The 18,900-nt window shown below is 69.6% G+C and carries 15 protein-coding genes; 6 read left to right on the top strand and 9 right to left on the bottom strand.

What is annotated here, in order from left to right:
* Window positions 1-92 precede the first annotated feature (92 nt).
* A complete protein-coding gene (locus F6X38_RS19920) occupies window positions 93-2,468 on the top strand; it encodes a secretin N-terminal domain-containing protein (RefSeq protein WP_161992845.1) in 2,376 nt (791 codons plus the stop codon).
* A 7-nt stretch (window positions 2,469-2,475) separates the two neighbouring features.
* Here the strand turns inward: F6X38_RS19920 and F6X38_RS19915 are convergent, their stop codons facing one another.
* Window positions 2,476-4,659, bottom strand: a complete 2,184-nt coding sequence (locus F6X38_RS19915; RefSeq protein WP_150972840.1) for an FHA domain-containing protein — start codon at window positions 4,657-4,659, stop codon at window positions 2,476-2,478.
* A 320-nt stretch (window positions 4,660-4,979) separates the two neighbouring features.
* On the opposite strand from F6X38_RS19915, the gene F6X38_RS19910 reads away from it, so the two are divergent.
* From F6X38_RS19910 to F6X38_RS19890, 5 genes are all read left to right on the top strand, one after another.
* Window positions 4,980-5,699 carry a Crp/Fnr family transcriptional regulator gene (locus tag F6X38_RS19910; RefSeq protein ID WP_161992844.1) on the top strand — a complete coding sequence of 240 codons (720 nt, stop codon included), beginning with the start codon at window positions 4,980-4,982 and terminating at the stop codon, window positions 5,697-5,699.
* Window positions 5,700-5,702: 3 nt separating this feature from the next.
* A complete protein-coding gene (locus F6X38_RS19905) occupies window positions 5,703-5,984 on the top strand; it encodes an EscE/YscE/SsaE family type III secretion system needle protein co-chaperone (protein WP_150972836.1) in 282 nt (93 codons plus the stop codon).
* A 31-nt stretch (window positions 5,985-6,015) separates the two neighbouring features.
* Entirely contained in the window at window positions 6,016-6,360 is a 345-nt protein-coding gene (locus tag F6X38_RS19900; RefSeq protein WP_150972834.1) for an EscF/YscF/HrpA family type III secretion system needle major subunit, read from the top strand.
* Window positions 6,361-6,502: 142 nt separating this feature from the next.
* Complete coding sequence (locus tag F6X38_RS19895) at window positions 6,503-7,732, top strand: HrpJ domain-containing protein (protein ID WP_150972832.1); 1,230 nt, start codon at window positions 6,503-6,505, stop codon at window positions 7,730-7,732.
* Window positions 7,729-8,103 carry a type III secretion system chaperone family protein gene (locus tag F6X38_RS19890; protein WP_150972829.1) on the top strand — a complete coding sequence of 125 codons (375 nt, stop codon included), beginning with the start codon at window positions 7,729-7,731 and terminating at the stop codon, window positions 8,101-8,103. Before F6X38_RS19895 ends, F6X38_RS19890 begins: the two co-directional genes overlap by 4 nt.
* Window positions 8,104-8,107: 4 nt before the next feature.
* On the opposite strand, the gene F6X38_RS19885 is transcribed toward F6X38_RS19890, so the two are convergent.
* From F6X38_RS19885 to F6X38_RS19850, 8 genes are all read right to left on the bottom strand, one after another.
* The gene (locus tag F6X38_RS19885; RefSeq protein ID WP_150972828.1) at window positions 8,108-9,850 is read right to left on the bottom strand and encodes an ABC transporter ATP-binding protein; all 1,743 of its coding nucleotides are present in this window, start codon (window positions 9,848-9,850) and stop codon (window positions 8,108-8,110) included.
* 191 nt (window positions 9,851-10,041) lie between these two features.
* Window positions 10,042-10,986 carry an acetamidase/formamidase family protein gene (locus F6X38_RS19880; RefSeq protein WP_150972826.1) on the bottom strand — a complete coding sequence of 315 codons (945 nt, stop codon included), beginning with the start codon at window positions 10,984-10,986 and terminating at the stop codon, window positions 10,042-10,044.
* Between the two features lies 1 nt (window position 10,987).
* On the bottom strand, window positions 10,988-12,604 hold the full coding sequence (locus F6X38_RS19875; protein ID WP_150972824.1) for an ABC transporter substrate-binding protein: 1,617 nt from the start codon (window positions 12,602-12,604) through the stop codon (window positions 10,988-10,990).
* 20 nt (window positions 12,605-12,624) lie between these two features.
* Window positions 12,625-13,545, bottom strand: a complete 921-nt coding sequence (locus F6X38_RS19870; RefSeq protein ID WP_150972822.1) for an ABC transporter permease — start codon at window positions 13,543-13,545, stop codon at window positions 12,625-12,627.
* Window positions 13,545-14,420, bottom strand: a complete 876-nt coding sequence (locus F6X38_RS19865; protein WP_161992853.1) for an ABC transporter permease — start codon at window positions 14,418-14,420, stop codon at window positions 13,545-13,547. The genes F6X38_RS19870 and F6X38_RS19865 overlap by 1 nt, the downstream gene beginning before the upstream one ends.
* Before the next feature lie 10 nt (window positions 14,421-14,430).
* A complete protein-coding gene (locus F6X38_RS19860) occupies window positions 14,431-15,036 on the bottom strand; it encodes an ANTAR domain-containing response regulator (RefSeq protein WP_150972818.1) in 606 nt (201 codons plus the stop codon).
* Window positions 15,033-16,127 carry a transporter substrate-binding protein gene (locus tag F6X38_RS19855; RefSeq protein WP_150972816.1) on the bottom strand — a complete coding sequence of 365 codons (1,095 nt, stop codon included), beginning with the start codon at window positions 16,125-16,127 and terminating at the stop codon, window positions 15,033-15,035. The genes F6X38_RS19860 and F6X38_RS19855 overlap by 4 nt, the downstream gene beginning before the upstream one ends.
* Window positions 16,128-16,346: 219 nt before the next feature.
* Complete coding sequence (locus tag F6X38_RS19850) at window positions 16,347-18,812, bottom strand: beta-mannosidase (protein WP_150972814.1); 2,466 nt, start codon at window positions 18,810-18,812, stop codon at window positions 16,347-16,349.
* Window positions 18,813-18,900 lie beyond the last annotated feature (88 nt).

Genomic DNA, 18,900 nt, shown 5'->3' with positions numbered 1-18,900 from the left:
GCGTGGGGGAAACAGGCCGTGATGTGCAGTGTACGCATGCCCTCGCTGCCGTCGGCCGGTCGCCCCGCCGGCACGCCATGACCGATCCCTCCATGCCGACCAGGGTTTTCGCGACGAACGCCGCCCCGCGTGCCGGCCGGCGGACAGTGCGCGCCGCCTTCGTTCCGACGCTCCTGTCCTGCGCGCTGGCGCTCGGCGGCTGCGTAGCCGGGGCAGACGATCTCCTTACTGTCGAAGGCGCCGGCAGTACGACGCCGCGCCTGCAGAACAACGAGCCGGTGCGCCGCGCCTCGAACCCGCGCATCGACAGGCTGAACTCGGTCGGCGCCGTCGCGAACGCCAAGAGCTTCTCGGCCTTCGTCGGCCCGCAGCGCATCGACTACGTGCCGGACACCTCCCTCCTGAACAAGGACGTCAGCGACCTGCAGGCCGCCGGCGCGAAGACCTTCGATCCGGCCGCGGAGGTGACGGTCGACTTCCAGGGGGCGACGCTCGACTTCGTCCTGAAGCAGCTTCTCGGCGGCGCGCTCGGCGTCAACTACATCGCCCCCGACAACCTCGGCGGCAAGGTCGACTTCCGCACCGAGAAGCCGATCCCGAAGCTGCGCGTCCTCGACGTCGTGCGCGACATCCTCGGCCGCAACAACCTGCTCATCCGCTACGCCAACGGCGTCTACCATGTCGGCTCGCGCGAGGTGATCGAGGCGATGCAGGAGAACGCCTCGGCCGGCGCGCGCGGCGAGGACGACCGGCGCATCGTCAAGCTCGGGAAGGGCAACGCGGCGGAGGTGATCGCGATCGCCTCGAAGATGCTTCCCCCCAGCGTCGGGCTCGTCACCACGAGCTCGCCGAACACCGTAATCGTGCAGGCGAACGCGGCGGAGGCCGAATCCACCGAACGGCTGCTGCGCAGCCTGTCGCAGATGGCGACCGGCGAGAAGACCGTCGCGATCCTGCCGCTCGCGCAGAGCGAGCCGACCGCCGTCGCGCAGAAGCTCTCGGAATTCTACGCGGCGACCGTGCGCGGCGACGAGACGCCCGTCACCGTGGTGCCGCTCGAAGCGCAGCGCGCCGTCCTCGTCGGCACGCCCGACCGGCAGCTCATGGCGAGCATCCGGCTTTTGGTCGAGCAGCTCGACCGCTCGGTCGCCGACGTGTCGTCGTTGCGCGTGATCCCGCTGACGCACCTTCGCGCCGAGGAGATCGCGCCGCAGCTCGCGCAGAGCTTCGGCGGCACTGCCGCGCCGATCGCGGCTGCCGCGCCGGAGCCGCGCCGCGGCATCGAGCAGCGCGCCTCCCGCTCGCGGCTGTTCCCGCGCTTCCAGCAACAGGCGCCCGACGTCGACAACGAGGACGGCACGTCGCTCCAGGCGCCGGGGCCGGCCGGCGTGTTCCTGCCGGGCGCGGTGGCGGGTCCCCGGCCGGACGCCGGGACGCTGAACGCGCGCGGCACCCGCCGGGGCGGCGAGGGCGCGGGCGGCGAGAACGACGGCGGGGACGCCGAATTCCAGCAGGCCTCCGCGCGCGGCGGCGGCGGAGGGCAGGGCGCCGCCTCGCCAGCGGCCGAGGAGGTACGCATCATCCCGGACGCCCGCAACAATTCCGTCCTGGTCTACTCGTCCTACCGCACCTATGCCCGCATGGTGGAGGTGGTGAAGGCGCTCGACGTGCCGCAAAGCCAGGTGGTGATCGAGGCGACGGTGCTGGAGGTCGAGCTGAACGACGAGCTATCCTCCGGCGTCGCCTTCTTCCTCCAGAGCAACGGCTTCGCGGTCGGCTCCGGCTCGCCGGGCACGATCGGTGCGCAGAGCGGCGGCATCATCGGCTTCGCCGGCTCGGTCGGCAACTTCACCGTTCAGGCGGTGCTGCGCGCCCTGCAGGACGTCACCGGCGTCAAGGTCGTCTCCTCGCCCTACCTGACGGTGGTGAACGGCCAGCCGGCGCGGCTCGTCATCGGCGACCAGATTCCCTTCGCCACCGCCTCGCAGTCGTCGAACAATCTCGGCAACGTCACGGTGACGCGCGAGGTGGAGATCCTCGATACCGGCGTCGTGATGGAGATCACCCCCGACATCCACGCCGACAACTCGGTCGACCTGAAGATCAACCAGTCGGTGTCCTCGCCGGTCGCCTCGACCACCGGCGACGACCTGACGCCGACGATCTCGACGCGGGACATCCAGTCGCAGGTTCTCGTTCAATCGGGCCGCACGATCCTACTCGGCGGCATGATCCAGGACCGCCTCGCCAGCCAGACCTCCAAGGTGCCGGGGCTCGGCGACACGCCGGTGATCGGCAACTTGTTCAAGCAGAAGGCGAAGCAGGCTCGCCGCACCGAGCTCGTCGTGCTGATCACGCCGCGCGTGTCGCGCGAGACCAACGAGATCGAGGCGATCACCCGGCAGATCCAGTCGTCGCTGGTCGGCAACAGCGGCATCCAGCAGGCGTCGATGGTGGTGAAGCCCTGACGGCTTCCTAGCGGATGACCCAGTTGACGCTCGGGCCGAAGATCACCGCCGAAAGCTTGCCGTCGTTCTCGATGGCGAGCCCGAGATCGCCGACGCTGGCGATCCGGCTATTGCGGTCGGGGGCGGCCCCTTCGCGCAGCTTGTCGCCGGCCCGCGTCTGCACGTAGCGATCCGCGGTGAGGTCGGCTCCGGCGATGTCCAGCGCGTAGGGCTTCAGGTCGCGGGTGATGAAGTTCACGAAGCCCGGATTGCGCTTGACCTCGGCGAGGTAGCGCGAATCCAGCGGCTCGCCCTTCGTCCGCGCCGCGCAGCTCGCCACCCGGTCCGGGTTCAGCGCCGCTTCGAGCACCTGACCGCGGATCTTGCCGTCGAGGCTGGCGAGCGTCAGGTTCTCGTTGACGCTGAGGACGTCGAGCCAGAACACGACGCTGCGAAGCTGCGCCACCGTGATGCGCGAGCCGGCCCAGCAGTTGTCGTTGCCGCCCCGCCGCTCGCCGTCCGCCTGGAGCGCCGCGTAGCGTTCGACCAAGGGGCCCCGACCTTCCGCCGAAAGGGTTTCAAGGGCGTTGCCGATCTCGCGTCCGGCGGCGTCCGCCGGCAGGCGGTTCTCGGTCCAGCGGCGGATCAGGTCGCCGACGCGCCGGGCGTTCTCGCCGGCCGGGTCCGGCTTCGGAGCGGCTGCGGCGGTCTCTGCCGTGGGCGTCGGGGTCCAGGTCGTGTGGCCGACGATGCGCGGGGCGGGTTTGCCGTCGACGAGGCGGAGCGACGAGGCGACCGCCGGCACGGCGAGCGCGCTGCCGAGCACCGGGGTGGAACCGCCGTCGATGAGCCTTTCCACCATGCCCCCGAGGTCGATCGCCGGCGAGGTGGTGCCTGCCTCGGCGGTTTCCGCCGCGGCGTTCCGCTGATCGGCGTGTGCCGCCGCATCGGCCTTCTGGTTCACGAAGACGTCGCCGAGATCGAAGCTGCCGTTGGCGAGCCGCGCGACGTCGACCGGCGTTTCGCCCGGCCGCTCGCCGGCCTTGCCGATCACGAGGGCGCGGTCGCCCGGTACCTCGCCCGGCTTGCCGATCGTGCCGTCGGCGTTCTGGAGGCTGACCAGCGAGCGCAGCGGAATGAGGTCGGCGAACTGGGTCGAATAGGCCTGGAGGAAACCGACCCACGGATCGATCTTCTCCACCGGCAGGACGCCGCTCGCCTCGATCAGGTTGCCGTCCAGCCGGAAGATCACGAGCGGGCGGATGCGCGAGCGCTCGGCCAGCGACTGCACGTCGGCGAGGAGGGTCGGGGCGGTGCGGATCGCGGAAGCGACGGAGGAAAGACCCGCGACGCCGTCGCGCACCAGACCGACCGCCGCTTCCGCCTGCTTCGGATCGAGGAGCACGCCGTTGAGCGTCACCGCGCCCTTGTCGTCGAGCGCGAAGGACAGTGTCTTGAAGCGCTCGGACAGGAGGTTCGCGATCTCAGAGCGCGCCGAGGACAGGACCACGAGCCGGACGCGCGCCGCCTCGTCGGCATCGCGCACCGCGCCGACGATGGCGCGACGCTCCACCGGCTCGCCCACGTAGCCGCCAACGAACACCGTGCCGTCGACTTCCTCCGTCACCGCGAGGCGCTTGCCGAACGGGAACTGCGCGACGGCGTCCCGGACGCGCTCCACCGGGCGGCGCGCGTCGGTCGCGGCGGCGACGAGGCCGGAGCCGGCGGACGGCACGAGGAACCAGAGGCCCGCGGCGAGCACGAGGGCTGCGGCCGCGGCGGAAAGGCCGAGCGACAGGCGGCGGGACGTGATGCTCTGCGCGCGGGGAGCGGCGGGCGTCCGACGCGCCTCGGCCGGGCCGACGCCGGCGTCGTCGGTGATCGAGGCCCAGTTGGCGGTGGCGGGCCCGGTGGCGAACCGGGTGGTGCCGGCGGACACGACGTCGAGCGGCTCCAGCGCGGTGAAATCGCCGTTCTCGGCGAGATGCAGGCCGGCGGCGGTGCGCAACTCGCCGTTCGCCCCGGCGATCTCGACCTTGCCGCCTGCGACGCGGAGCTTCGCATGGCCGGGCTTCAGGCTGACGTCGTAGAACTGAACGTCGTCGTCGGGGCCGGAACCGAGCGTGTAGTCGCCGTCCACCAGACGGACGTCGACGCCCGACTGGACGCCAGTCATGATCTTGAGGACGATGCCTTCACGCTGCGAGGACACGGGAGCCTTCCCTCATGAACCGTGGCCGCGGCGCCCGACCCTCGGATGGGGAAAGCGGCGAGCCGTCTTCTGGAGCGATGCGACCTGGACGTGCGGACGCCGCACCTTGCGCGAGCCTCGCCGGCCGCAGCGTCATGAAGGCTTCCATAGTCGATTTTTCTGGACTATGCACGTCATCGGCAAGCATCCCGACAGTCTTTTTTCGCTTTAGTTATCGGGTGTTCGGTGCCGACCGGCGGCGAGGGGCCGGGCGGCGTCGCGGAGGGCGCGTTGGGGAGAGATCGGCGCATCGGGGGACTTCCGGTTGTGGGACGGCGGCGATGAACGTCGCGGCCTTCGCCGAGCGCATTCCGTTTCGGGGGGCTTCGCCCTTCGCCTCGCTCGGGGCGGCGGCGCAGGCCGCGCTCATGCGCAGCGCCAGCGTGCGCGTTCTCGCCCCGAACGAGTTCATCTACATGCAGGACGACGAGGCGAGCCATCTTTGCTTCGTGCGCTCCGGCCATATCCGCCTGTCCTACCTCCTGGAAGACGGCTCGCCGGTGCTCTTCGGCATCCTGCCGCCGGGCGACAGCTTCGGCGAACTCGGCGTCTTCGAGGGCGGCAGCTACCACGACATGGCGACGACGGTCGGCAACGCCTCGATCTTCCGGGTGCCGGTGGCGGCGTTCCGGGCGCTGGAGCCCGCGCATCCCGAACTTACGCTGGCGCTCGCCCGCACCATCGCGCGCCGCTATCGCGCCTATATCGCGCTGACGCGCAGCCTTGGCCTCAAGACGCTGAACGGCCGCCTGTCGCAGGCGGTGCTGCGTCTCGCCGACGATCTTGACGCGCGCGCCACCTATCTCGGCCGCGAGGTACCGGCGGTCGGCGGCTTCGTGACGCAGAGCGACCTCGGCCTCATGGCGCGGGGCGCGCGCTCCAACGTCAACCGGGCGCTGAAGGCCTGGGAGCGCGACGGGCTGATCGCCATCCAGGAGCGTGCGCTCCTGATCCTCAACCGCAAGCGGCTCGAAGCGCTGTCGCTCGAAGAAGGACTCTAGCCGATGATCGGCCGCCCCGACCAGCCGCCGCAGCTCGACCCCGAGGAGGGGACGCGGCGCGCCCTGATGACGGACCTTTCCGAAGCGCTCGCCGGCCCCGACGGGCCGACTGTCGCCGCCGAGCTGATGGCGCGTCTCGACAGGGTTGCCGAGGAGTTAACGCTGGAGATGACAAACGGCACAGCACCGGATCGATTCCGCTCGATCGAAGTGTTAAGGGAAGGTATACGCAGCGCCAGAAGCGTTCTCGTCGCCGTTTCCAGGCCGGCGGAAAGTAACGGGTAGCAGCGGTCTGCGGACCAAAGGGGGACGGATCATGAGCAATACGGGCAACGCCACCAGCATCTTCTCGGGCAAGGGCACCCAGCAGGTCTGGAACGGCGGCACGAAGGACACGACCTGGGTCGGCGAAAGCACCGGCAAGTACGTCAACCGCGACGGCTTCGACCTGATCTGGCGCCAGAAGCAGCTGGGCGACCAGATGCAGAAGATCGAGACGGACATCCGCGAAATCGAGCAGAACGCCAACCTGTCGGATACCGAGAAGATGTTCGCCATGCAGATGGCGATGAACTCCTGGTCGGCGATCAGCAACCTGCGGACCAACATGCTGAAGTCGGTCGCCGACACGCTGAAGTCGATCGCCCGCAACGTCGCCTGATCCGCCGGCGGCGGACGGTTCCGCCGCCCGCTTCCCGGCCTTCGAGCCCTCTTCCAGCCGCGATGCCGGCCGGCGCCCGTTCCCGAGGCGCCGTCCCTCGCTTCGACTTGTCCGGCCCTCGGCGAACGGGAGCGCGCCGTCCTTGTCCTCCATCGAGACCCTTCGCCAGAACGTCGCCGCGCTGAACGTCACCTCGCCCGTCGGGACGGAGGTGATGCGCGAGGCGCGTGGCAGCTATCGCGGCGAAACCGTGCAGGTGTCCTCCGAGGACTCCAAGCTCGAGGAGGCGAAGGAAGAGATCGGCATGGCGGTCGCGCACCGCGCCGACCGCAAGACGCTCGGCCAGCGGCAGGTCCGCCAGGGGCAGGGCGCCAATCTCGACGCGATCTCGCGCATCGCCGACTACTACGACAAGCTGCCGAACATGCCGCGCGAGGCGGCGCTCGCCGGCCTCGTCGACGACCTCCAGGCCATGCTGGAACAGCTCATGGCCGGCGGCGGGGGCGGCGAGGGCGGCCCGACGCCGGAAGACGTGCTTCGCGCCCTGCAGCGCTTCGATGGCGACCCGACGCACCAGTTCGCGGCGCTGGAGATCGCGCGCGACTTCTTCGCGGCGCAAGGCGCGTCCGACGAGTTCATGGCGCTCCTCGACGCCGCCTACGGCGAGTTCCAGCGTGGCGATCTCGGCCGCGACGTCCGGGCCGGCTTCGCGAGCGCGGAAGCCGCCGCCCGCGCCAGCGCGACGCTCGAAACCGACCCCGCGACGGTGCGCGATACCTACCGGCAGCTCCTCAAGGAGCAGAAGGACATGGGGGCGCTGTTCGACGCCTTCCGCCGGTTCGACGTCCTGAAGAGCATGGACGAGATCGTCGCGACCTTCATGGAGGCCGCCGGGCGCGACCTCGCCTCCACCGGTCCCTCGACCGATCCGGTGTTCCTGCACAACCTCGTCACCGAGCTCTCGAAGCTGAAGAAGATGCAGAGCGCCATCGACATGGCCGGCGACCTCGTCCGCCTCACCGACCGCCAGATGCAGCCGGGCGAGAAGGCGACGGGCTCTAATGTCGACGTCGCCGGCCAGCTCCTCGGCTTCGCCGCCCGGGAGGCGGCCTCGCTGCCGGACGCCCGCTCGCTCCTCCAGCGCTACGCCGCCTGCTCGGTCGCGACGCAGCTCGCCTTCGCCAACGGGTTGCGCGGCCTCCATCTCGAACTCCCCGACGGCGTGATGGCGTCGATCCAGGCGCGACTCCTGCAGAACGAGGCGCTGGTCGCCCTCCTCGACGCGCTCGTGGAGGAAGAGGAAGAGGAATACGAGGACGAGGAGCGTCGGCGGGTCGAGCGCGACGGCGGGGAAGGCGAGGCACGTCGATGAGCTTCACGCCCGCCGCCCGCCGCACGATCGAGGGCTTTGCCGCGCAGCTCGGCGTCGAGACGCGGGAAGCCGCCGACGGCAGCCACTCCTTCCGCTTCGACCGGTCCGGCCAGCTCACCTTCACCGCCGGCGCGAACGGCCGCGCGGTGATCAGCCTCGCGCGCCGTCCGGACGTCGCCGGCGAAGCGACGGAGCGGCGCGTCCTCGGCCTCGCCAGGCCGGATGCCGGCGGGCGCAGCTTCCTGCATGCCGGCATGACCCGCGACGGCACGGTGATCTTCGCGCTCGCGATGGACGAGGCGGACCTCGATCTGCCCGCGATCGAGACCGCGCTGCAACGCCTCCTCGCCGCCCAGGCCGCGATAACCTGAACGCCTACTCCGCCGCCACGAGGTGGCCGTCGCCGGCGTCGACGAGGGCGAGGCGCGGCGGTGGATCGTTCGGCTGCCTGACCGCGCTCGGGATCTCGCCGACGAGCCGGGGAAAGCTCGACCGGCGGCGTGCGGGATCGGGTACCGGCACCGCCTCGATCAGTCGCCGCGTATAGGAATGGCGCGGGTTGCCGAAGACCTGGGCGCGCGTGCCGGTCTCGATGATCTGGCCGAGATACATCACCGCGACGCGGTCCGAGATGTTCTCCACCACCGCCATGTCGTGGCTGATGAAGAGATAGGCGATGCCGAACTCGGACTGCAGCTCCTTCAGGAGGTCGAGGACGCGCTTCTGCACCGAGACGTCGAGCGCCGAGACGCTCTCGTCGGCGATGATCAGCTTCGGCCGGAGCGCCAGGGCTCTCGCGATGCAGATGCGCTGGCGCTGGCCGCCGGAGAACTGGTGCGGGTAGCGGCGCATCGCGTCCGCTTCCAGCCCGACGCGCTCGAACAGCGTCGCGACGCGCTCCCGCCGCTCCGTGGCCGAGCCGATGCCGTGGATCGCGAGGGGTTCCGCCACGAGGTCGCCGACCCTCATGCGCGGATCGAGCGAGGCGAAGGGATCCTGGAAGATCATCTGCACGTCGCGGCGGAGCGCCTTGCGATCCGCGGTGGAAAGCCCCTCGGCCGGGCGGCCCGCGACCGAAAGATGTCCGCCATAGGACACGAGCCCGGCGATGGCCTTCGCGGTGGTGGACTTGCCGCAGCCGCTTTCGCCGACGAGGCTGAGCGTCCGGTTCGCGGCGATGTCGAAGGAGATGCCGGCGACGGCATGCACCTCCGCCACCGCCCGGCCGAACAAGCCGCCCTTCAAGGGAAAACGGACGGTGAGGTCGCGGATTTCCGCGACGGGCGTTGCCGTCGCGGCGTCCGGCGCGTCGCTGCCGCCGGTTCCCATGCGCGGCACGGCGGCGAGCAGCGCCTTAGTGTAGTCGTGCGCCGGCCGGGCGAAGAGCGGCGCGACCGCGCCTTCCTCGACCTGCCGCCCCTTCCGCAGCACGACGACGCGGTCCGCCATTTCGGCGACGACGCCCATGTCGTGGGTGATCAGGATCAGCGCCGTGCCTCGGGCTCCCTGAATCTCCTTCAGAAGGCCGAGCACCTGCGCCTGGATCGTGACGTCCAGCGCCGTCGTCGGCTCGTCGGCGATGAGGACGTCCGGTTCGAGAGCCAGCGCCATCGCGATCATCACGCGCTGGCGCATGCCGCCGGAGAGTTCGTGCGGATATTGCCGCATCCGCCGCTCGGCCTCGGGGATGCGCACCGCGCCCAAGGCTTCCAGCGCGAGGCGGCGCGCCTCGCCGGCTCCGACCTCGCGATGCGCCTCGATGGCTTCCGTCAACTGCCGGCCGACCGTCAGCACCGGGTTCAGCGAGGTCATCGGCTCCTGGAAGATCATCGCGATCCGGTCGCCGCGCACGCGCCGCATCTCGCGCTCGCTCATCGCCGTCAGGTCGTCGCTTCCGAGCCGGATCGTGCCGCCGGCGACGACGGGGCCGGGCTTCGGCAGGAGACCCATGATCGCCAGCGAGGTCAGCGACTTGCCGGAGCCGGACTCGCCCGCGATGCACAGCGTCTCGGCCTTCGCCAGCGAGAAGGAGAGGTCCTCCACGAGAGCGCGGCGATGCGCGCCCTCGTCGACGGTGATCGTCAGGTTCTCGACGGTGAGGATGGGATCAGCGGTCATGGCGGCTCGTAGATGAAAGCGCGGCAGCGAAGCCGCTGCCCTTCTGCCGAATCGGGAGAAGGTGCCGGCAGGCGGATGAGGGAAAGCAGGGCGCCGGCGGTCGCGCCCTACGACTCCCTCACCCGCGCCTTAGGGACACCCTCTCCCGACTTGGGAGAGGGCGGGGCGCGCACCCGTCGAAGGTCGTGTGCCTACTCGAACACCATCCGCGGGAAGTAGAAGGAGACGACCCAGTTCGGCATGTCGACGATCTCGGAGATGCGGAGGTCCCCGCAGGTCGAGACTAGCATGTAGGCGTCGACGGGCGCGAGGTTGTAGCGGCTCGCCAAGAGCTCCACCATGTCGGCGACGGCCTGGCGCGCGCCCGTCATCAGGTCCGGGCCGACGCCGGTCGTCACCTCGTAGCCCTTCACGTCCAGGTGCCGCGTCACCGGCCCGGGCGTCGTGAAGCGCGGCATGGCGAGGTTCGCGCCCTTGACCAGATCGAGCGTCAGCACGGCGTTCATCGGGCTTTCGATCGCCGTGCCGCAGACCTCGCCGTCGCCCTGGCTCGCATGGGTGTCGCCGACCGAGAACAAGGCGCCCGCGACCTCGACCGGCAAGTAGAGCGTGGTGCCGGCCGCCAGGTCCCGGATGTCGAGATTGCCGCCGACGCGGCGCGGCGGCACCACCGAATGGAGGCCCGGCTCGGCCGGCGCGTTGCCGATCGTGCCCGCGAAGGGCTTCAGCGGCACGCGGCCATGCGCGCCGAAGGCGGCGGGCTCCAGGCTCGCCGGATCGTATTTCCAGATCTGCAGCGCCGGTTCGAGGAACTGGTCGGCGAGGAGGCCGAAGCCCGGGATGTTCGCCGTCCAGCCGAAGCCGGACGGCTTGAAGCCCTCGATCGTCACCTTCAGCGCGTCGCCGGGCTCCGCGCCATCGACGAAGATCGGCCCGGAGACCGGGTTGATCTTGCCGAAGTCGAGGCTCGATACGCTCTCGACGGTCGAGTCCGGCGTCAGTTGCCCGGCCGAGCTGTCCCGGCATTCGAACTCGATCGTCGAGCCCGGCGCCACGTGGAGCGCCGGTTCGAGCGAGTTGTCCCAGCCGAAATGGTGCTGCCGGCCGTGGATCGTGTAGTCGCAGGCCTTGCACATATCATTTGGCCTCGACGTACTTGTAGTTCATCGGCGTGTTGACCGGGTCGATATAGAGCGCATCGTCGCCGCCCATCTTGTCGGAGCGCATCGTGTAGCGCTTCTCGTTGAACACCGGCACCCAGGGCGCGTCGGCCATCACGCCCTTGTAGACCTCGCCCCAGGCGCTCGCGCGCTCCTCGGCCTTCGCCGGGTCGACCATGGCGTCCGCGGCGGCGGCTTTCTCGTCGAGCGCCTTGTTGCAGTACTTCGCCCAATTCCAGCCGCCTTCCGCCGCGCCGGAGCAGCCGAGGATCGGACCGTAGAAGTTCGACGGATCGGGGAAGTCGGCGATCCAGGCCATGCCGCCGGACCAGATCATCGGCGCACCGTCGGCCGAGCCGCCCGCCGCGATGACGTTCGCCTGCGCGAGGCTTTGCAGCGAGGCCTTGATGCCGACCGCGGCGAGGTCCTGCTGGATCGCCTGCGCGATGCGCGGCTGCGGGTCGACGTTGGCGACGAAGAGCTCGGTCTCGAACCCGTCCGGATGGCCGGCCTCGGCGAGGAGCTTCTTCGCGCCCTCGACGTCGTACTTGTAGCCGGCGAAACCCTTCACGTAGCCCGGCATCGTCGGCGGCAGCGGCTGGTTCGCCGGGGTGGCGCGGCCGTTGATGATCTGGACGATGCGGTCCTTGTTGATCGCCATGTTCACCGCCTGCCGGACCTTCAAATCGTCGAACGGCGCCTTGGTCGTGTTCATGGTGATGTAGCCGGTGTGGAGCTGCACGCCCTGGACGACGTGCGAGGCTTCCGCCGCGTTGCCCATCACCTCGCGGAACTTCGCCGGCGGGATGCCGTCGCCGGGGACGTCGACCTCGCCGTTCTGGACGCGGAGCAGCGACACCACCGGCTCCTGGCCGATCTCGAAGTTGATCTCGTCGAGCTTCGGCGCGCCCTCGCGGTAGTAGTCGGGGTTCTTCTGCAGCACGAGCTTCTGGCCGAGCGTCCACTGGCTGAGCTTGAAGGCGCCGGTGCCGACCGGGTTGCGGCCGAAATCGGCGCCCGACTTCTCGACCTCCTCCTTCGGCACGATGAAGGAGAAGTTCAGCGCCATGACGGACAGGAATGTCGCGTCGGGCCGCGACAGCGTCACCTGCACCGTCTTCGGATCGAGAACCTTGACGCCCGAAAGCTCCGTCGCCTCGCCCGACTGCATCTTGTCGAAACCCTCGATCGAGCCGAGGAAGCCCGCGCCCGGCGACTGCGTCTTCGGGTTGGTGGTGCGCTCGAAGGAATATTTCACGTCGTCGGCCGTCATGGCGCGGCCGTTGTGGAATTTCACGCCGTCCCGGAGCTTGAAGGTGAAGACCTTGCCGTCGGCTGAGATCTCGTAGCTCTCGGCGAGACCCGGCCGCAGCTTCGCGGTGCCCGGCTCGTAGTCCATCAGCCCGTCGAAGATCGCCTTGATCATCGAGAAGTTCTGCCAGTCGTAGCCGATGGCCGGATCGAGCGTCGCGATGTCGTCCTTGTAGGTGACGGTGATCGAGCCGCCGGACTGCGCCGCGGCGATCGTCGGTGTCGCCAGGATCGCGGTGCCGAGGCCAAGCGCCGCGAGGCTGCGCTTCAGAAGAGACGTCATGGGTCGGTCCTTTCTTGGGTCTACTGGAGCTTGATGCGAGGGTCGACGAAGGGCGCGACCATGTCGGCGAGAAGATTGCCGAGGACGATCGCGATCGCCGAGACGAGAGTCACGCCCATGATGACGGGCAGGTCGACGCGCTGGATCGCCTGCCAGGCGAGCTGACCGATGCCGGGCCAGCCGAAGACGCTCTCCACCACGACGATGCCGCTCATGAAGAGGCCGATGTCGATGCCGATCATCGCGATCACCGGCAGAATCGCGTTCGGCAGCGCGTGGCGGCAGAGGATGGTCCAGCGCCGGAGGCCCTTGGCCCGCGCGGTACGGATGTAGTCCTGCCTGAGCACGTCCACCATCGAGGAGCGCATCATGCGCGAGTACCAGCCGGCCCCGAGGACGCCGAGCGTCAGCGCCGGCAGGACGAGGTGCGAGAACGAGCCGTAGCCGCCGATCGGGAACCAGCCGAGCTTCACCGCGAAGACGTAGAGGAGAAGCAGCCCCACCACGAACTGTGGGGCGGAGACGGTGACGAACGAGCCGACCATGGCGAGATGGTCGGCGGGCCGGCCGCGCCTGACCGCCGCGGCGACGCCCAGCGAGAGGCCGAGGGCGAGCTCGCAGGCGATCCCCGCGACCATGAGGAGAAGGCTCGCCGGCAGGCGCGCGGCGATCAGCGCCGAGACTTCCGAGCGCTGCAGGTAGGAACGCCCGAGATCGCCCTGCAGGAGACCGCCAAGATATCGCCCGTACTGGACGAAGAAGGGCTGGTCGAGGCCGAGCTGCGCGCGGATGTTCGCGACCTGTTGGGCCGAGGCGGTGCGCCCGGCGATCTGCCGCGCGGGATCGGCCGGTAGCAGGTAGAGGAGGGCGAAGGTGACGAGGCTGACGCCAAGAAGGATCAGGGCGGCCTGGAGGAGGCGGCGGAGGAGATAGACCAGCATCAGCCGCGCCCCTCCTCGGTCGGGTCGAGCGCGTCGCGGAGCGCGTCGCCGACGAGGTTGAAGGCGAGCGCGAGGAGGAGGATCGCCGCGCCTGGAAAGAACACCAGCCAGGGCGCCGACTGGAAGTAGGTCTGGTTCTCGAAGATGATGTTGCCCCAGGAGGCGTCCGGCGGCTGCACGCCGACGCCGAGGAAGGAGAGCGTCGCCTCCAGAAGTACCGTCGTCGAGATGCCGAGCGTGCCGTAGACGATGACGGTCGAGGTCAGGTGCGGCAGGACGTGGCGGAACAGGATGCGGGCCGAGGACGCGCCGAGCGTCTTCTCGGCGGCCACGAACTCGCGTTCGCTCAAGGAACGGGTTTCGGAATAAACGACGCGCGCCACCTGCACCCAGTTCACCAGCGCGATCACGAGCGCGACGATCCAGAGGCTCGGGCGGAGCACCGCCGCGAGGCAGATCGCGAGGAGGAGGGCGGGGAAGGCCATCATCAGGTCGGTGAAGCGCATCAGTACCGTACCGACGAGCCCACGGAAGTAGCCGGCGACGCCCCCGACGAGCGTCCCGATGACGAGCGCCGCGCCGTTGGCGACGACGCCGATGATCAGCGAGTTCCGCGCGCCGTAGAGGATGCGCGACAGGAGATCGCGGCCGAGGAGGTCGGTGCCGAGCCAGTATTTCCCGGAAGGGGGCAGCGGCGAGCCTTCGAGCGTCAGGCCGTCGAAGAACTGCTCGTTCGGATCGTAGGGCGCGACGTGCGGCGCGAGCGCCGCCGACACCACGACGAGCGCGATGATGAGGAGGCCGAGGACGGCCAGCCTGCGGCGCAGGAGCCGCCGCACGACGCCCTCGCTTCCGACCGGAGCCGATGGCGGCACGGTCGCGGCGTCAGGCCCGGCGAGAACGCTCACGCGCGGCCTCCGTGTTCTTGAGCTCCACGACGCGCCGCGCCGCTTCCTCCACCGTCACCTGCCAGCTCATCGCGAGGGTGCGCAACTGCGCATAGGCCTGCGCCTCGTCGGTGGCAGCGGCGGAAAGCGCGACCACGGCGCGCACGATCGTCTGCCGCTCGGCGACGCGCGCCTTCAAAGCGGCGATCTCGACGGCGAGGCGCTTCCTCTCGTCGAAGGCGCGGCGCGCGATCAGCAGCGCCGAATAGATGCCGGCATTGCCGACCGGCTTCACCACCTGCGCGTCCGCCTGCCGCGACAGCGCCCATTCGATGCGGCCGGGCGCTTCCGAGCCGATCAGCGCGACGAGCGGCATCGGCGCCTCGCCCGGCTTCCACGGAAACTGCTCGTCGAAGCCGAGATCAACGTCGAAGAACAGGAAGTCGGCGCCGCCGGCGGAAGCGGGCAGGTCTGGCCAGCTCGTCGCGGCCTCCAGCCCGATGGCGGCGAGCTGGCGGCAGAGTGCCTCGACGTCGGGATGCGGGCGGTGCAGCACCATCACCGTCGCGCCACCGAGATTCGGGATACGGGGGCGGCGGGTCATCGCACCAGCCTCAAGGCGGGGCGGAACGTCGTCGCGGGGTCGTAGCGGGAGAGGTACGGGTCGGGATCGATCGAGCCGGCGCTCGCCTCTACCACCTCGAAACGCTCGCCTCGGATGCGCCCGATCCGAAAGGGCAGGCTCGCGTGTTGCGTCGCCGCGTCGATCCGGATGCGGCCGAGCACGGTGTCGAAAGGCCGGCTCGCCGCCGCGTGGCGCACGGCGCCCGGCTCGTCGGTGCCGGCGAGCTCGATCGCGTCGGCGAGCGCGGTCACCGCCGCATGCGCCGCCGCCTCGAAGGACGAGCGCGGACCTGCCCGATCATCGTGGACGAAGGGCAGGCAGGAGAGGTGCCCCTCCCCGTGCGGCGCGATCGACGGCAGTTCGGCTTCGGTGAGGTTGCAGGAGACCACCGGTCGCCGCTCCGGCCGGAAGCGCTCGTCCCGTTCGCCGAGCGCGGCATAGGCCTCGAAGAAGGCGTAGGACGAGGGGCCGATCAGGTTGTTCAGGACGAAGTCCGGCGCGGTCGCACAGATTTCCTCGACGAGCCGCGAAACGTCCGTGTCGCCGAGCGGCAGGTAGCGCTCGCCCCGCACCTCGCCGCCGGCATCCGCGACGAGATCGCGGGCGATGCGGTTCATCTCCCAGCCCCAGATGTAGTTGGAGCCGAGGAGGAAGGCGTCGCGGCCGTAGCGCGACGCGACGTGCGACACCAGCGGCACGAGATGCTGGTTCGGCGCGGCATTCATATAGACGACGTGGTCGCTCGCCTCGAATCCCTCGTAGGGCGCGGGATACCAGAGAAGCCCGCCTCCCTTCTCCAACGCCGGGATGACGTCCTTGCGGCTCCAGGAGGTGATGCAGCCGACGATGTGGCGAGCCGCGGTCGTGCCGAGGATTTCGGCCGAGAGCGGCGCATAAGCCTCGATCCGCCCGCCCGGATCGCGCTCGACCGGCACGAACTCGATTTCCCGGCGCGGATCGGCGTTGACGGCCGCGACGCCGCCGAGCGCGCCGTCCCGGCAGGCGCGGCCAAGCAGCTCGTAGCTGCCGGAGCGCGAGAACAGGACGCCGATTTCGATCCGCCGCTTCAAGGAAACGCTCGATCCCAACGAAAAAGCCCCGCCGTCCCGGGCGGCCGGAAAGGCTCGCGCGGGACCAACGGGGCTCGATTGCCGTCCGGCATCCGGGGCCGGTATCGTCGTCGAGCTTGCGTCAGCCGGGCGGGCGGGTCAAGCGAAATGATGCGTCGTTGAACATGCCCATTTGTTCGGCACGCATGCCCTTGTTGGCGGGTGGCCAGGGTCGTGGGCTCACCAGAACGTCTGCCGTAGATGCCGCACGCGGACTTCCGGTCGCGACCCTGCGTCACCCGGTGCTCCGTCGCTTTTCGGCTGGAAAGCGAGGCGTGTTTCTCGGCCCGGCAGCAGCGTCAGGACGTTGTCGGAGAACCGCCCGGCAGTTTCCGTGGTGACGGTGACGAAGAAGGCGGGCCGATCGGTCGACAGGACCAGCGCCGGCACCTCGCCGTCCGCACCGTCCCAGCGGGCCGTAACGCTCGCTTGCGGCAGGTCGTAGGTCTTGTAGGCGCGCGGGAAGAAGTCGTTCTCGCCGATCGTGCGCCCACGCGCGTCCGTCCAGGCGAAAAACAGGAACTCGCCCGCGGCAAGGCTCGCCGCCGGGATGCGCCCGCATTCCTGCGCCGCATCCGGCGAGAGTTCCGCCTCGCCGGAATGAACGGTGCGCCTCCTGCCGTCCATCCCGACCGCCTCGACGCTAAGCCGGATGCGCGCCGGGTCCCCCGTGTCGTTGATGCCGCGAAGCAGGATGTCGCCGGTGCCCGCGTCCGGCACCGCCACGACGTTGATGGGAAGGAAGAAGCGCCGCGCCAGATAGTGCATCGGCTTCCAGCCGCCGCCGTAGTCGAGGCTCGACCAACTCGCCACGGGCCAGGTGTCGTTGATCTGCCAGTAGAGCGTGCCCATGCAACGCGGCTTGGTGGAGCGCCAGTATTCGATGGCGGTCTTGATCGCGAGGCCCTGCTGCACCTGGCTGAGGAAGACGAGTTCGTCGAAATCCTTCGGGAAACGGAAGTACCGGCACATCGTCTCGAGGATGCGGGCGTTGCCGCCGTCATTGCGCTGGTGCGTCTCCATCACCGGCGAGGACGGGTTGCGGTCCGCCGGGGTGGCGAACGACTCGATCACCGGCATTGATGGAAAGCTCTGGAAGCCGAACTCCGAGGCGAAGCGCGGGTGCTGCTCGCGATAGGCCTCGAAGGGCTTGGCGCTGTGCCAGACGTCCCAGTAGTGCATGTCGCCGCGCGAATCGGCGTGCCAGCCGTCGGCGAAGTCGAGATAGCCGAGCGAGGGCGAGGACGGCCAGAAGCGGCGGCCCGGATCCTCGGCTGCGGCGATCTCGCCGAGCATGTTGTTCAGCCGGTCGTAGTTGGCGACGAACCGGTCGCGGTTGGCGCGGGTTTCCGGGTACCAGCCGATCGAGCCGATGCATTCGTTGTCGCCGCACCAGAGCGCGACGCAAGCGTGGTGCTGCAGCCGCCGGACCTGCTGCGTGATTTCCGCCCTGACGCTGGCGAGGAAAGGCGGGTCCGACGGGTAGGGCATGCAGGAGAACATGAAGTCGTGCCAGACGAGGAGGCCGAGCTCGTCGCAGCTCTCGTAGAAGAAGTCCGGCTCGTACTGCCCGCCGCCCCAGACGCGGATCATGTTCATGTTGGCGGCCGCGGCGCTTTCGAGGACGTCCCGCACCGCCGCCGGCGTGATCCGCGCCGGCAGGGCGTCGTTCGGAATCCAGTTCGCGCCCATCGCCGTGACGTCGCGGCCGTTGATACGCACCTTGAAGCAATGGTCGACCGCGTCCGGCTCGACCACCCATTCCAATCGGCGAAGCCCGATCCGCCGCACCGTCCGCTCGCCGTCGAGCGTGGTGGCGAGTTCGTAGAGCGGCTGCTCGCCCTGGCCGTTCGGCCACCAGAGCCGAGGGTTCCGGATCGTCACCGCGTGGCTGAAGCGGTTCTCGCCGGCGCGGACGCGAACCTCTTCCTCGATCCGCTGCCCGTCGATCTCGTGGCGCAGCGTCGCGGTGCCCTCGGTGAAGGCGTGGAAACGGGTTTCGATCGCGAGGCGCACCCCGTCCGGCCCGTGCTCCTGCTCGACCGTGACGCTGTCCTGCCGCGCGAGGCGCGAGCGGCGCAGCGCCATGCGGCCGTAGACGCCGACCGGCAGCAGGCAGATGCCCCAGTCCCAGCCGGCATGGCAGGCGGCCTTGCGGATGAAGTTGAGGTGCCCGACCTTCTGGTTCGTCGCGGAGTAGGGGATATGGAAAGGGTGCGCCTCGTAGCGCGCCCGCGCCACGTCGCGGGCGACGGCGAAGTCGATGCGAAGCGTGTTCTCGCCTGCCCGGACCTTGCCCGTCACGTCGATATCGTGGCGCAGGAAGGCGTTGTCGACGGCAGCCACCGGCTCGCCGTTGAGGATCACCGTCGCGACGCAGTCGATCCCGGCGAGCGTCAGCGTCAGATGGCCATCGATGTCGTCGGCACTCGCCGCGAAGCGTCGCTCGACGCTCCATTCCGTCTGGTTCACCCACATCACGGCCGTCTCGTTCTCGCCGAAATAGGGATCGGGGATCAGGTCGGCTTCGAGCAGCGCGGAGTGCACGTCGCCCGGCAGCCGGATCGTCGCCGCGATGCCGCGCGAAGGAGCCGTCAGCGCGAACGGGCCGGCGAGGTCGATCTCGCGATAATCGGTGTTCGTCAAATCCGCTTCTCCTCCGCATCGGCGGATCGCAACGGAGCCGAAGCACGCCGCGCCCCGCTCCATCGTTCTCCATCCGCCGGCGATATGT

Source organism: Plantimonas leprariae (assembly GCF_008802405.1).
Taxonomy (GTDB): Bacteria; Pseudomonadota; Alphaproteobacteria; order Rhizobiales; family Rhizobiaceae; genus Plantimonas; species Plantimonas leprariae.
The sequence above is the reverse complement of the archived record's forward strand: the minus strand, read 5'-3'. Positions and strand labels throughout refer to the sequence as shown.